Below are 13,801 nucleotides of genomic sequence, written 5' to 3'. Positions count from 1 at the left end.
GCGGTATTCCGGCCATTCCATCTCGCGGACGGCATGGTACAAACGGCTGGATAACCACCATTATTTGAAATCGACGGAGCGAGTATATTCCGCTCGACTTCGCGCTCGGTCGAAGCATTGTTGTCTTCGACGCAGACCCGCAGGCCCATCCTGCACATCGCGTCACAGCCTGACCATGGCATAACCATTGACCGGGCTTCCGGTGCTAGGAGTCGCGTGTCGCGCCTCGGATCACAAGGTGGACGATCCCTTGGCTATCATACAATCGGTCCATACAAGGGAGCGCGGATTACAGACTTGCATCGGGTAGAGGCGAGGTTCAAGCCGCATCGCGCGGTTCGCTAAAGACGAGATAGTCCTCGATCGCGCTGCCGACACCGTCACCATTCTGTTGCCGATCCGGTTCGCATAGAGCGGCAGCAAGCAGAGGATCGTTTCAGCCACATCGCGACCGCCGCAGCCCGGTCCGGTGCCGATCGCCGCTTTGCGCAAGGCCCACTCTATGCTGCGCAGCGAGCGCAGGATGCTTCTGATCGACATCGTGCCCGGCTCGCGATACGATCGCAATGTCTTGCGCCTCGCGTTTGTCGCGCCCGACATCCAGAGCGCGATCCTCGATGGGCGGTAGCCGCTTCATCTTAATCTGGAGAAGCTGAAGAAGATCGACGCTCTTCTGGTCTGGTCGAAGCAGCGCAAGGCGCTGGGCTTTGGCGAAGCGGGCATCCCCGGCTCTGCCGATCAACTACTCTGATATGGGCGATTAGAGTCCCTGTTATGTGCGTTTACGTTCCCTGTTCGGTCGATTAACCGGGAATCCTATTATCGGCCGCATAAACCGCCGAAAAGTCGATGATTTATGCGGGCCGATCGCACGAGAACCGGCCAAACTTGCCTGTTTTGGGGCTCAGATTTCCAAAATTGGCTGTTCTTCGCTGGTTAACAGGGAGATCATGGCAAACCGAACCGATGTTCGCTAACGAAGAGACGGGGCCTCCAAGAGGCCCCTGAAATCGCTCAGGAGGCTGCTGGAATGATGCGAGCGTTACAGATTGGCCTGTAAAATCCGCCTGTTCTCCGCGAGTTGCGAAGGCTCCTCAAACTCGAGACTAGTGCTAAAGATGTATGGCGGAGCGGGTGGGATTCGAACCCACGATACGGGGTTACCGTATACACACTTTCCAGGCGTGCGCCTTCGACCACTCGGCCACCGCTCCGCGCTCTTGTCCACGCTGTCGCTTTGCTGCTTGAACGCGGTATTTCGCGCTGTCGCTACGCTGCTCGAGCGCTGCTGGGTCGAGACAAGAACGGCGCGGATAGCGATGGATGCGGTTCAAGGCAAGGCGAACCGTATTCTCGACGCGTCATGGCGCCGAAAACGTGCTATACGACTCGCATTGGATGGCGCTGCGCGGAATGGCATTCCCTGCGAACGCTATCGCAAGAGCCCCTTTTCGCCCTCGAAAACGTGTGAGAAGGGGTTTTTTGTGCGCGAGCATCCTGCCAAGATGCAGGGTATGAAATATTTCCTGGTAACGGCGATCGCCGCGCTCACTCTCACCTTCCCCGCCTCCGCTCAGGACGAACCGCAAGGTGCCCCCTCCCCTAACGAGATCGTAGAGCAGGCACCGCCAGCCGACTGGATATCCATTTCGCCCGACGACCTGCTGGTGATGGACCTTGCGCCCGATTCGGAAAGAAACGCCCGCCAAGTCATTATCCAGCTTATGCCCGCGCCGTTTTCGCAAGGGTGGGTAGAGAACATCCGCACCCTCGCCCGCGCACGCTGGTATGACGGGATTTCGGTCAACCGGGTGCAGGATAATTACGTCGTCCAATGGGGCGATCCCGGACACGACAATCCCGAAAGCGGAGGGGCAGAAACCAAGCCGTTACCGGATGGGCTGAACGTTATGGGCGAGGAGGATTATGCCGTCCAAGGAGCGGCATTCACGAGCTTTAGGAACGACGTATTGGAACTTGCGAAAAGGCGAGCAGAGATCGAATCCGCTGATTTGAGAGCAGCCGCCTCTGCAGTTGAGGCGACACGCGCGGGTAACCCAACGATTGCGATTATGAGATCGCAGGCTCCTCTCGTCCTTGTCCAAAAGGACAGCTACGCGCCCGCCGCAAAGTTTGAGAACGGCTGGCCGGTAGGCTTCGGTGAGGACGCGCTTTGGCCTGTCCATTGTTACGGCATGGTCGGCGTGGGTCGAAATTACTCGCCAGATACGGGAAGCGGGGCCGAGCTCTATACTGTGATCGGCCATGCGCCGCGCCATCTTGACCGCAACATCGCGCTGGTCGGGCGGATCGTCAGCGGGATGGAGCACCTATCCTCGCTGCCACGCGGCTCTGGCACGCTCGGTTTCTATACCGAGGAAGAAGCTGACAAACGCACGCCGATTCTGTCGATCCGCGTAGCCAGCGACTTGCCTGAAGGCGAGCGCCCTGCCTTCGAATATCTTTCGACCGGAGGCGAGACCTTCGCGCGCTATGCCGATTCCCGAGCCAATCGCCGCGATCCATTCTTCATTGCTCCGGCAGGCGGCGCCGATATTTGCAATATTCCCGCACCCGTCCGACCCGCCGCCGGTGAGTGACGCGCTTTCTGCTGTTCTGCCTCTGGTACGTTGGGAAGGGGACCGGGGGACATATCACCTCGTGATATTCACCGGCAGCGAAGCGGAAGCGCTGACGATGCATGCCCGGCTGCAACGGCTCGAATTCGGCAAGCGGCGCGGCTTCGGCTCGGTGAAGGTCCGGGTGCGTGTCGGGGAAACCGAATGGAAGAGTTCGGTGTTTCCTCAAAAGCAGCAGTGTGAGTGGGTCCTTCTCATCAGCAAGAAGGTCATGCAGCAGGAGAACCTGGCCGAAGGTAATCCGGTCAAACTGAAGCTGGAGCTGCTCTAAACTCTCTCCATGAATTCGATGCGGTTGCCGAACGGATCGAAGCTGAAGCAACGCGAATATCCATTGATCGGCTTGCCGTCATCAATCTCGTATCCGGCCGCTTCGAGCCGGTCTCGCAAAGCGCCCAAGTCATCCACCAGAAGCGCGGGATGCGCCTTGCGTGCGGGCATGAAGTCCGGATCGATACCGATGTGGAGGCTCACCGATCCGCGTTCGAACCAGCACCCGCTCGGCGCGAGGTTGTCCGGTTTTGGAGCCTCGTGCATGCCGAGCATGTCGCCGTAAAACGCACGCGCCTTGCCTTCGCCGCCTTCGGGAATGGCGATCTGGATATGATCGAGGCCAACAATGGCCATCAGATCCGCTCTGCCTGCGCGACTGCATCGCTGGCCCGCAGAGCGCTGATGATGCGATTGAGGTGCGCCAGATCCTGCACTTCGGCATCGATCTCGTAGGATGTAAACGGATGGTCGAGCTGGGTCTGCACGAGGCTGGTCACGTTCGTCTTGTTCTGTGCGAAAATTCCGGCCATTTCGGCCAATGTGCCAGGTCTGTCGTATAGAGTGACCGAGAGCCGGCCGACGGCGCCGTGCGACCTCTTGCCCCAAGACAGGTCGAGCCAGTCGGTGTCGATTCCGTTGGCGAGTTCCAGGCAATCGATGGCGTGGACGAGAACCGTTTCGCCTTTGCGCCTCAGACCGACGATTCGGTCGCCAGGGACCGGGTGACAGCAAGTCGCCAATTCGAACGCGACGCCGGGCGTCAGTCCCTTGATCGAGATCGCCCGCTCGCGCGCCGACCAATCCTCGTCTTCACCAAGGTCGGCCGTGCAGCCAGGCACCAGCGCCTCCATCACTTCGCGATCGGTCAGCTTCGCCGATCCGATGGCGAACATCAGGTCTTCGGGTCCGTCCATGTCCAGCCGCTCGATGGCGTCCCGGATCGCTTTCTTGCCGATGCGGGCGGGCACGCGTGCGGCGATTTCGTCGAACAGCTTGGATCCGATCTGGGCGACTTCGGCCCGCTCTTTCAAGCGAACGGCACGTCTGATCGCAGCCCGCGCTTTCCCCGTGACGACAAAGCCGAGCCATGAAAGCTGCGGTTCGGCGCCCGCTCCCTTGATGATCTCCACGACATCGCCGTTGTTCAGCGGCGTTCGCAGCGGCATGTGCCTGCCGTTGATCTTCGCGCCAACCGTGGCGAGGCCAAGGTCGGTGTGCACGGCGAAGGCGAAGTCGACAGAAGTGGACCCCTTGGGCAATTGGAATAGAGCCCCCTTCGGCGTGAATGCAAAGATACGATCCTGATAAATCGCCATGCGCGTATGCTCGAGCAATTCCTCAGCATCGTGGCTGGTATCGACAATCTCGATTAGGTCGCGAAGCCAGCCCACTTCGCCGTCGGCCTTGTCATGCTGTTTGTACGCCCAGTGCGCGGCCAGCCCGAATTCGTTTCGCTGATGCATCTCCCGCGTCCGGATCTGCACTTCGACCCGCATCGAATTTTCATACATCAATGAAGTGTGGAGACTGCGATAGCCGTTGTTCTTTGGCGTCGAGATATAGTCTTTGAACCGGCCCGGCAGAAATTGCCACGTCGTGTGCAGGATACCCATCGCGCGATAGCAATCGGCCTCATTTTCAGTGATGACGCGAAAGGCCATGATGTCGGTGACCTGTTCGAAGCTGACATGCCGCTCCGACATTTTCTGCCAGATCGAGAAAGGGTGCTTTTCTCGGCCCGAAACCTCGACCTTCAGCCCCGCCTCAGCAAGTGCCTGCTTGATTGCGAGCGCGATCGCATCGACCTGCCCGCCATCCTGGCTGCGCAATTGCTCCAGCCGTTTCGTAATCGTGGCGTAGGCTTCCGGCTCGATCTCGCGAAATGCCAGAGCCTGCATCTCGCGCATATATTCGTACATGCCGACACGCTCGGCCAGCGGGGCGTATATGTCCATTGTCTCGCGCGCGATACGCTGGCGCTTTTCTGGCTTCTTGATGAAATGAAGCGTGCGCATGTTGTGCAGCCGGTCCGCCAGCTTGACCAGCAGCACGCGAATATCTTCCGACATGGCGAGCAGGAATTTGCGAAGGTTCTCCGCCGCCCGCTCGTCCTCCGGCATGGCCTCGATCTTGGAAAGTTTGGTCACGCCATCGACCAGCCGCGCAACTTCGGAGCCGAAATTTGCCTCGATATCCTCGATCGTGACCAGCGTGTCTTCAACCGTGTCATGCAGAAGCGCGGTGATGATGGTCTGCTCGTCGAGCTGCAAGTCGGTCATCAGGCCCGCGACCTCGATCGGGTGCGAGAAATAGGGATCGCCGCTCGCGCGCTTCTGGGCCCCGTGCTTTTGCACCGTATAGACGTAAGCGCGGTTCAGCGCCGCTTCATCAGCGTCAGGGTCGTAATCCTTGACCTTTTCTACGAGTTCATACTGGCGGAGCATCCGCTTGAATATGTGCGCTGCGCGCAGCGGGAGCAAGCATTAAGGCCGAGCTGTCGCTCCTGAGTTCTGCCGGGCCGGACACACGGACACAGACAAACCTGTTAACTTACCCAAAATGACGCGAAAATAATCGGTTAGAGCCCTTTCCTTGCGTTCAGAATTTCGTAACCTGTCGGCTTGGAGGGGCATTCCGGCGATTCGTTTCAAAGGAACTTCCCTTCACGCATCTATATGAGGGGACTTCAATGAACACGACCGCATGTCGCAGCGGATTGCTTACTGCCGCTTCCGCACTCACGCTTGGCTTCGCCTGCTCGGCTTCGGCGAATGAACTTGGAAATTCGGAAACTGGCACTGCGCCTGTCGGGGGTATCGATATCTCCGCAATGCTCGCGGAAGGCGCGGCATCAACGATTTCGCTCGATCCAGACAGTGTCGAGGATCAGCCCGGCATCGTGGTTCGTGATGGTTTCGATCCGAACCAGTTCCCCCCGAACGGAATTCTCGACCCGGAAAACATCAACGGCATCGGCCAGATGATCGTCTGGAATGGCGATGGCACGGTCGGCACCTGCACCGGTTCGCTGGTTAACCCGCGTATGGTCATTTTCGCGGCTCACTGCGTCAACAGCAGGCCGCAAGAAGCCTACGGCGCGGCAGCAGGCGGCGTCCCTATTTCCTTCGGATTCCAGAACGACACCTTCGAAGGGATCATCGGTTGGCTCCAAAGCGGTTTCTCGACATCGGTCGCCAATGCATATTTCAACGCAGAGCACATCTGGTACGATCAGCGCTCGACCGAGAACCCTTTCGGCGACTTCCTGAGCGCGGACGTTGCGATCGCGACGCTCGATACGCCTGCGTTTGACATCCCTACATGGGCGCTGCTGTTCACCCCTCTCGATGGTCAGGAGCACGTCACCGTCACCGGTTATGGCAATACGGGTGTCGGCACAGAGGGATCGGTCAATTCGGGCGGTTTCCGGCGGCGCGCTGCGGAAAACTACGTGTCTTTCCTCGGATCGTTCGACGACCGCGATGCGTTCCTGTTTGGCGACGAGCCGGGTGCGCTTCCGCAGAATCTGTACTGGACCAGCTTCAGCGATCCGAGCGGCGAATACAGTTTCGCTGACGGCCAATTCGATTTCCGCCTGTTCGGTGACGACGACGCAGCTTTGCCGATTGAAGGCAGCACCGGGGGCGGCGATTCAGGCGGCCCTCTCATCGTCGATCAGAAGTACGATCGAAAAGTCGTCGCCGGCGTCCTTTCCGGCGGCTCGCGCTATTTCGCTGATCAACCCTTCGGCAGCTACGGAACCCATTCCTTCTATCAGCCCCTACATGCGTTCTGGGACCTTATTGTCGCCAATAACCCGTATGTGTACGCCACCAACAAAGCGGGCGATGGTGAGTGGACCGATCCCGATCACTGGGTACAGTCTATCGATCCCAATTACATGATTGACCTCGATGGTGAGCTTATCAACCGCCTGCCCGATGCGCGCGGTGCAGGGATTACTGGCGACGGGGCGAAATTCGGCGAGCTCTGCTTCGACAGCCTGTTCTGCACTCCAGTGGAACAGGATGCAGTCGTCGGTTCGGAAGGCGAAGCTCTGCAGGTCGAAAACGGACCTGGCACGGAAAATTTCGTGCCCAACAACATTGTCGGCATTCCGGGCATCCAGCGCCCGCGTTATTTCGACATCACATTGTCCGCAGAGGGGACCACGACGCTCAGCAATGCGGATATCGTGATCGATCGGCTCACGGTCAACGGCATCACAAAGCTCGATGTTGCGGATAGTGGTTCGCTGACGTCTCTCGGCGATTTCACTCAGATCGCAGGGTGGACCAATATCGATGGCACGCTTCAGGCGCGCGAATCATTCCTGCTCACCGGTTTCCTGACCGGCACCGGAACGCTCGTTTCTCCGTTCGTGACCACGGCATTGACGGTAATTGCGCCGGGCGGCGCCGATTCCTTCGGAACGCTGACCATCGATGGCAATTTGATCATGACATCTGGAAGCTCACTGTTCATCGATGCCAGCCGCGATGGGGCAGACAGCCTTGCCGTGACCGGTCTCTTGTCGCTTTCCGATCCGACGGACACGGACAGCGTCGGACCAACGCTGGTCTTCAACAAGGCTGGCCGTGCACCGCGCCACGGCGACACGATCACCGTCGCGACAGCGGGCGGCGGGATCGAAGGCACGTTCGGCAACATCGCCAGCTTCCAGGGCGTGCTGCGTCCGGAGCTGACCTATGGCAGCAATGCCATCACCGCGGAACTGCGTGCAGGCGCACTGGTCGATATCATCGGCCGTAACGATCCGACCGCGAGAGCGTTTGCAACCGCCCTCGATCAGCTGCGTGAGGGATCGTATGACAACCTCTACGATCTCTACGGCATCATCGATGTGATGGACGGCGCAGCGTTGACCGCCACGCTGAACGGACTTGCACCGACCGGCCTTTCGCGTTCGACCCTGCTCCAGAACCGTCAGAGCCAGCTTTTGAACTTTGCGGTGAGTGATCGCCTTTCGGTCATGGGCAGCGGCAACAGCGGTTCGCTCGCGATCATGGGCGCACCCGAAGCCATGCGGATGGGACTGGCGTCGGCAACCGGCAATCGCGATGTCCGGATGGGAGTGACCGATCTCGCACCGCGCTCCGGCTCGTTCGCGACTCTTCCCGAAGGTTTCTCGGGCTTCATCTCCGGCGGCGTGTTCGGCTCGTCCGACGGGAATTCCGCAGGGATCAATGAAGGCGGTCAGTTCGGAAATTACTTCGGGATGGGTCTCGAGCGTAGTGTTTCCGACCATGCGACCTTCGGCATCGCACTCGGCTATGCCGAAGGCAGCGAGCTTAGCGGATCGTCGGAAAACCGGTCGCGCACGACCCAGGTTTCGGCCTATGGCTCATACGATCTGGGCGGAAACGCTTACATCGGCGGTGTGACGAGCCTCGAAACGGTCGAGCTCGATACCCAGCGCAATGGTTTCGACAGCCAGGCGCAGCGCCAGCTGAACGGAGCCAGCTCCATGAGCCGGTACGCCTTGTCTGCAGAAGCGGGCCTCAACGTGCCGGTCATCGAGGGCGTCACCTTCACACCTCGTGCGCAGCTGTCATACGACCGGGTGAACCTTGGCGGTTACGAGGAGCAAGGCACCCAGACTGCACTCGCAATCGATTCCCTCACCATGGAATCGGTCACGGCCCGCGGCGGGTTCAAGCTGGCGGGCGAGCACAAGCTGCGCGGCAACTGGTCTGTCACTCCCGAGCTGCGGGCCGATTACGTCCGCCAGATCGCCGGGGGGAATGATGGCCTGACCGTGCGGTTCGCCGCAGCAGACGAGGTCGGCATCCTCCTCCCGCTAGCCAATGGCGAGCAAAGCTGGAGCGAAGTCCGCGGCGGCGTAAGCGTCACCAACGGCATGTTCAGCATTGGCGCAGGGTTCGAAACCGCTATCGATCGCAGCGCTTTCCGCGATGATCGCGCGATGGTCGAAGTGGGCTTCCGCTTCTAAAGCGAACGCCATCGATAATGAGGGGCCGCGGAGCAATCTGCGGCCCTTCTTTTTTGGGACGAGGTGTTAAGCGCTAACCGCAGTACAGCCGGGAGATGCGGTTGGCTTCGTCAAGCTCGATCGAAATCCTCCCTGTCGCGCCCTCTGCCGAAACCGGCTTTCCGACTGGCAAAAGCCGGACCGAGATTGCGCCGCTGGCTGCCTTCACTTCAGATATAGTCTGCTCGGTCGCTGTCATTCCGAGGAATCGGCCGAGTTCGTCATCCTTGCACGCACGATTGGCGCGCAGGAATTGCTCGACAGCAGCCTCACCGCCTTGCGCGCGCGCTGAGGGAGGCGATGGTTCAGGGGTAGCGCAGCCGGTCAGCAACACAGACAGAACGCTTGCAGCGCAGGCTTCAGCCGCGCGCATCAGCTCCAGGTCGCTCGCGGGGGCAGGCTCATCAGGATGGCATCGATATTGCCACCGGTCTTCAGACCGAAGATCGTTCCTCGATCGTAGACCAGGTTGAACTCGGCATAGCGCCCGCGATATTCAAGCAATTGCGCCTCATCCTCAGGCGTGAAATCGCTTCCCATCCGCTTCCGTACGAGCTTGGGATATATCTCCAGAAACGCTTTGCCGACATCCTGAGTAAAGGCAAAATTGCGGTCCCACGACGGATCATCGTCGCATTCGAGATGGTCGTAGAATATCCCGCCAACGCCCCGGTGAACCTCGCGGTGCGGCAGATAGAAATATTCGTCCGCCCATTTCTTGTACCGGTCGTAATAGGTCGGGTTGTGCGCCATGCAGGCCGCGCGAAGCTGAGCGTGAAACTCTTCGGTGTCTTCCTCGTATGGAATCGGCGGGTTGAGATCCGCGCCGCCCCCGAACCACGCCTTCCCTGTCGTCAAGAACCGCGTGTTCATGTGCACCGCGGGCACATGCGGGTTGTTCATATGCGCGACCAGCGAGATGCCAGTTGCGGTAAAACCGGGATTGTCGGGGTCGGCACCGTTGATGTTGGCGGCAAATTCCTTCGGGAAATTGCCGCGCACGGTCGATACATTGACACCGACCTTCTCGAACACCTTGCCCTTCATCAGGCCCTGCGTGCCGCCGCCGGGATCGTCATTGCCCTCTTCCTCGCGGCTCCACGGCGTGTAGGTGAATTCGGCATCGGAGCCCGCTTCGCGCTCGATCGCCTCGAACGCGGCGCATATCTGATCGCGCAGGCTTTCAAACCAGCCGCGCGCTCTTTGTGTGTAAGGTTCCCAATCCATGCATGGCCTCTTGCCAAAGCTGCCAAGCCACGGCAAGTGAAAGCCATGGTTCCCGTTTCGTTCGCCCCTCTCTCCTTCGCTGGAGAGGAGCTTGTCCTGATGAAATCCAACGCGCTCTACTGGCCGCGCGAACGCGCGCTGCTGGTCGCGGACCTGCATCTGGAAAAGGGCAGTTGGTATGCGAAACAGGGGCAGATGCTCCCCCCCTATGACAGCCGCGAAACACTGGAACGCGTGGCCGACAGCGTAAAGGCGACTGGCGCGCGGCGGGTGATCACGCTTGGCGACAATTTCCATGACAATGCGGGAACGAGCAGGCTGGATCCGTACGCAAGCGGAATGCTCGAATCCCTTACACGCGCGCTCGACTGGGTGTGGATCACCGGCAACCACGACGAAGAGATGAGCCGGGCTTTCGGAGCGACGCTGGTCGAGGAGCTGGAGCTGAACGGCATTGTCCTGCGGCACGAGGCAAAGCGCGGCGAGACCCGGCCCGAATTGTCAGGACACTATCATCCCAAGATGCGGTTGAAGGTCAGGAACCGCCATATTGCCCGCCCCTGCGGGGTGGTGAGCAGGACACGCGGCAAAGGCGATCGCATGATCCTGCCGGCTTTCGGTGCCTATACCGGCGGAATGGACGCAGGCGCCCCGGAAATCCTCAAGGCCTTGGGCCCGGCAAACCAGATCGATGCAGTGCTTCCAGCAAAGGGCAAATTGGTCAGGTTCCCGCTTTTTCGCGAGGCGGCCTGAGACTCTTGTGGAATTACGAGGCGTTTCCGCTTACATAGCGCGCCTAGCACACAAAGGCTTTCACAGGAGATTCTCACATAGCCCGTCCACCTCGGCGTTCGATGGCCCCGCCAACTAAAAGCGGCCCTCGCTACGATCAGTTTATCCAAGTCCCCAAGGTCCGCGTTATCGACGACGAAGGCGAAAACCTTGGCGTGATGTTCACCCGCGAAGCTGTCGAACAGGCGCAGGACAAGGGGCTCAACCTTGTCGAAGTCTCGCCCAATGCCGATCCGCCGGTGTGCAAGTTCCTCGATGTCGGCAAATATCGCTTCGAAGCGCAGAAAAAGGCCAATCTTGCGCGTAAATCGCAGAAAACGCAGGACATCAAAGAAGTCAAAATGCGGCCCAATATCGACACGCACGATTACGACGTGAAGATGCGGAACGTGAACAAGTTCATCGATAACGGCGACAAGGTGAAGGTCACCCTGCGTTTTCGCGGACGCGAAATGGCACACCAGCACCTCGGCATGGACCTGCTCAAGCGGGTTCAGGAAGACGTAGAAGAAATCGCCAAGGTCGAAGCATTCCCGCGTCTTGAGGGACGCCAGATGCTGATGGTGCTAGCACCGAAATAGTGGCTCATTGAACCAGTTCCGAAAGGCGGGTCTCCTACGGATGCCCGCCTTTTTCATATGGTGCCGGCGTGCCGCGGCGCGCGTCGCGACTGGTGACGAAGGCCCGGCCGACGCTTGCGGCGCCGCGCCGATGGCTGATACCCCTTTGCGCATGGGATCAAGGGGAAGCCAGCCATCATGACAGCGCGCCGGATCGGGCTATTCCTTGGCCCCATGATCTTTGCGATCACGTATTTTACGGCGCCGCCTGCGGGAATGGAGCCGGGTGCATGGCTGGTCGCGGGTCTGGTGATCTGGATGGCCGCGTGGTGGATGACGGAGGCGATCCCGCTAACGGCCACTGCCCTTCTCCCGTTCATCTGGTTACCCTTGGGCGGGATCATGAGCGCGCGGGACGCCGCCAGCGCCTATTACGCGCCGATCCTGTTCTTGCTGCTTGGCGGCGCATTCATCGCCCTGGCGATCGAGCGCACGGGACTGCACAAGCGGCTGAGCCTCGCCATCCTCAAAACTATCGGCACAGGCGGCGGTCAGACGCGCCTGTTGTTGGCATTCATGATTTCGGCCGCGATCCTTTCGATGCTGATTTCCAACACATCGACCGCGCTCATCATGATGCCCATGGCACTCGCCGTGCTGGCAGGGGGGGCTCAACAGAGCGACGGTCAGGCACTCCCGCCAACCGAAGGCATAAACGGTGCGCTACCGATGGGCATCGCTTTTGCAGCGACGATAGGCGGTCTCGGCACGATTGTCGGATCACCGACGAACGGGATCGCTGTCGCGCTGCTCGACAGCATGATCGGGCTGGAGATCAGCTTTGCCCGATGGATGATGTTCGGCCTACCCATCGTAATTATCGGCGTACCGCTTGCCGCGTTTATCATCAGCCGGGTCCAGAGAGTCGCTTCGCACCCCTTCGACATCGCTGCGGCGCGCGCTGCGATAGACGATCACGCGCCCTGGTCTTCGGCAGAAAAGCGGCTCGTTCCTGTGGTCGCGATAACGTTCGTGCTGTGGACGACGAGGCTCTGGCTCGCGCCTTACCTGCCGGAGAACAGCTGGACCGACGGGACCATCGCCGTGATCGCCAGCCTCGCACTGTTCCTGTTACCGGACGGCACGGGTCGCCCGTTATTGGTATGGAATGAAGCCAACCGCGCGCCGTGGGATGTCATCATGATGTTCGGCGGCGGACTGGCTCTTGCCGCGGGCATGCAGGCGAGCGGACTTGCCGAATGGCTAGGCAATGCGCTTCTTCCCTTAGAGGCGGTGCCGCTTGTGCTGATGGCGCTGGCAATCGTCGCGATGGTCGTCCTCATCACCGAATTCGCCAGCAATGTGGCGACCGCCAGCGCCGTCATACCGGTGGTCGCCAGTCTCGCCGCGGCACTTGGCCTTGGTGAACAGGCGATATTGATCGCGATGCCGGCAGCGCTCGCGGCCAGCTGGGGCTTTATCCTGCCTGCGGGAACCGGTCCCAATGCGATTGCGTGGAGCACCGGGCGGCTGCGGATCGAAAGGCTGGTTCAGGCCGGGCTCGTGCTCGACATCATCGGGATCGGAGTGATCGTCGGGATGGTCTGGATGATCGCTGCGCTATGACACTTTCGGGAATCGAGGCGATCATTTTTGACTGCGATGGAGTGCTGGTAGATTCCGAAGTCATCCATATTGCCGTCGAACGCGAGCTGCTGGCCGAGGATGGTTTGAGATACAGCGATGAGGAATATCTGACTCGGTTCGTCGGGTTATCGAACCCGGACTTTCATCGTGAGTTGCGCGGTGACTACCTTTCGCGCGCAGACAGAGAGTTTCCATACGATTTCGAGGAGCGCCTACAATCGCGGCTCTGGCCGCGCGTGGAGCGAGAGCTCAAAGCAATTACCGGCGTAAGCGAGCTTGTCGATGCGTTTTCCGGGTCGGTTGCGGTCGCATCGTCGTCGCCGCCAGATCGCCTGAGCAAAAAGCTCACGATGACCGGGCTGGCCGACCTCTTCGCGCCTCACATATATTCGGCAGAGCAGGTGGATCGCGGCAAGCCCTCGCCTGACTTGTTTCTCTTCGCGGCAGCCGCGCTTGGCGTGTCACCGGGAAGATGCGCCGTGATCGAAGACAGTTTGCACGGCATCACAGCTGCAAAGAGGGCCGGCATGAGAGCGATCGGATTCGTTGGTGGAGCCCATGCTGATGTCGGGCTCCGAGCTCGCCTGCTACATGGCGGGGCGCAGTTCGTAGTCTCGGGCCATGACGAGGTTCAAAAACTGGCCTAACCT

At 59.9% G+C, this 13,801-nt stretch carries 12 protein-coding genes and 1 tRNA gene; 8 read left to right on the top strand and 5 right to left on the bottom strand.

Going from position 1 to position 13,801, the window contains the following annotated elements; translation table 11 throughout:
- Positions 1-502: 502 nt before the first annotated feature.
- Positions 503-628, top strand: coding sequence for a hypothetical protein (locus tag KCG45_RS15485; RefSeq protein WP_255548096.1), 126 nt, complete (start codon positions 503-505; stop codon positions 626-628).
- A gap of 495 nt (positions 629-1,123) precedes the next feature.
- Here the strand turns inward: KCG45_RS15485 and KCG45_RS08575 are convergent.
- Positions 1,124-1,214, bottom strand: a tRNA-Ser gene (locus tag KCG45_RS08575).
- Positions 1,215-1,514: 300 nt separating this feature from the next.
- On the opposite strand from KCG45_RS08575, the gene KCG45_RS08570 reads away from it, so the two are divergent.
- Together KCG45_RS08570 and KCG45_RS08565 are read left to right on the top strand one after the other, a co-directional pair.
- Complete coding sequence (locus KCG45_RS08570) at positions 1,515-2,600, top strand: peptidylprolyl isomerase (RefSeq protein WP_218317599.1); 1,086 nt, start codon at positions 1,515-1,517, stop codon at positions 2,598-2,600.
- Positions 2,494-2,910, top strand: a complete 417-nt coding sequence (locus KCG45_RS08565; protein ID WP_255548095.1) for a DUF1905 domain-containing protein — start codon at positions 2,494-2,496, stop codon at positions 2,908-2,910. The genes KCG45_RS08570 and KCG45_RS08565 overlap by 107 nt, the downstream gene beginning before the upstream one ends.
- Here KCG45_RS08565 and KCG45_RS08560 read toward each other — a convergent pair.
- Positions 2,907-3,266: a VOC family protein gene (locus KCG45_RS08560; RefSeq protein ID WP_218316851.1), complete on the bottom strand. Its 360-nt coding sequence runs from the start codon at positions 3,264-3,266 to the stop codon at positions 2,907-2,909. The two genes, KCG45_RS08565 and KCG45_RS08560, sit on opposite strands and share 4 nt — an antisense overlap.
- Positions 3,266-5,356, bottom strand: coding sequence for a RelA/SpoT family protein (locus KCG45_RS08555; RefSeq protein WP_218316850.1), 2,091 nt, complete (start codon positions 5,354-5,356; stop codon positions 3,266-3,268). Before KCG45_RS08555 ends, KCG45_RS08560 begins: the two co-directional genes overlap by 1 nt.
- A 245-nt stretch (positions 5,357-5,601) precedes the next feature.
- On the opposite strand from KCG45_RS08555, the gene KCG45_RS08550 reads away from it, so the two are divergent.
- Positions 5,602-8,886 carry an autotransporter domain-containing protein gene (locus KCG45_RS08550; RefSeq protein ID WP_218316849.1) on the top strand — a complete coding sequence of 1,095 codons (3,285 nt, stop codon included), beginning with the start codon at positions 5,602-5,604 and terminating at the stop codon, positions 8,884-8,886.
- Between the two features lie 73 nt (positions 8,887-8,959).
- Here the strand turns inward: KCG45_RS08550 and KCG45_RS08545 are convergent, their stop codons facing one another.
- Both KCG45_RS08545 and hemF read right to left on the bottom strand, forming a co-directional pair.
- Positions 8,960-9,298 carry an I78 family peptidase inhibitor gene (locus KCG45_RS08545; protein WP_218316848.1) on the bottom strand — a complete coding sequence of 113 codons (339 nt, stop codon included), beginning with the start codon at positions 9,296-9,298 and terminating at the stop codon, positions 8,960-8,962.
- A complete protein-coding gene (gene hemF, locus KCG45_RS08540) occupies positions 9,298-10,152 on the bottom strand; it encodes an oxygen-dependent coproporphyrinogen oxidase (protein ID WP_218316847.1) in 855 nt (284 codons plus the stop codon). Before hemF ends, KCG45_RS08545 begins: the two co-directional genes overlap by 1 nt.
- A 45-nt stretch (positions 10,153-10,197) precedes the next feature.
- Here hemF and pdeM point away from each other — a divergent pair, with 45 nt between their 5' ends.
- The 4 genes from pdeM (at position 10,198) to KCG45_RS08520 (ending at position 13,798) form a co-directional block, all read left to right on the top strand.
- Positions 10,198-10,905, top strand: coding sequence for a ligase-associated DNA damage response endonuclease PdeM (gene pdeM / locus KCG45_RS08535; RefSeq protein WP_218317598.1), 708 nt, complete (start codon positions 10,198-10,200; stop codon positions 10,903-10,905).
- A 101-nt stretch (positions 10,906-11,006) separates the two neighbouring features.
- Positions 11,007-11,525: a translation initiation factor IF-3 gene (infC, locus tag KCG45_RS08530; protein ID WP_190786527.1), complete on the top strand. Its 519-nt coding sequence runs from the start codon at positions 11,007-11,009 to the stop codon at positions 11,523-11,525.
- A gap of 177 nt (positions 11,526-11,702) precedes the next feature.
- Complete coding sequence (locus tag KCG45_RS08525; protein ID WP_218316846.1) at positions 11,703-13,130, top strand: SLC13 family permease; 1,428 nt, start codon at positions 11,703-11,705, stop codon at positions 13,128-13,130.
- Positions 13,127-13,798, top strand: coding sequence for an HAD family hydrolase (locus KCG45_RS08520; protein ID WP_218316845.1), 672 nt, complete (start codon positions 13,127-13,129; stop codon positions 13,796-13,798). Before KCG45_RS08525 ends, KCG45_RS08520 begins: the two co-directional genes overlap by 4 nt.
- The last annotated feature ends 3 nt before the right edge of the window (positions 13,799-13,801 follow it).

It is taken from the genome of Erythrobacter ani, assembly GCF_019204025.1.
In the GTDB taxonomy this organism is placed as follows: domain Bacteria; phylum Pseudomonadota; class Alphaproteobacteria; order Sphingomonadales; family Sphingomonadaceae; genus Erythrobacter; species Erythrobacter ani.
This window is presented reverse-complemented; position numbering and strand designations above follow the sequence as displayed.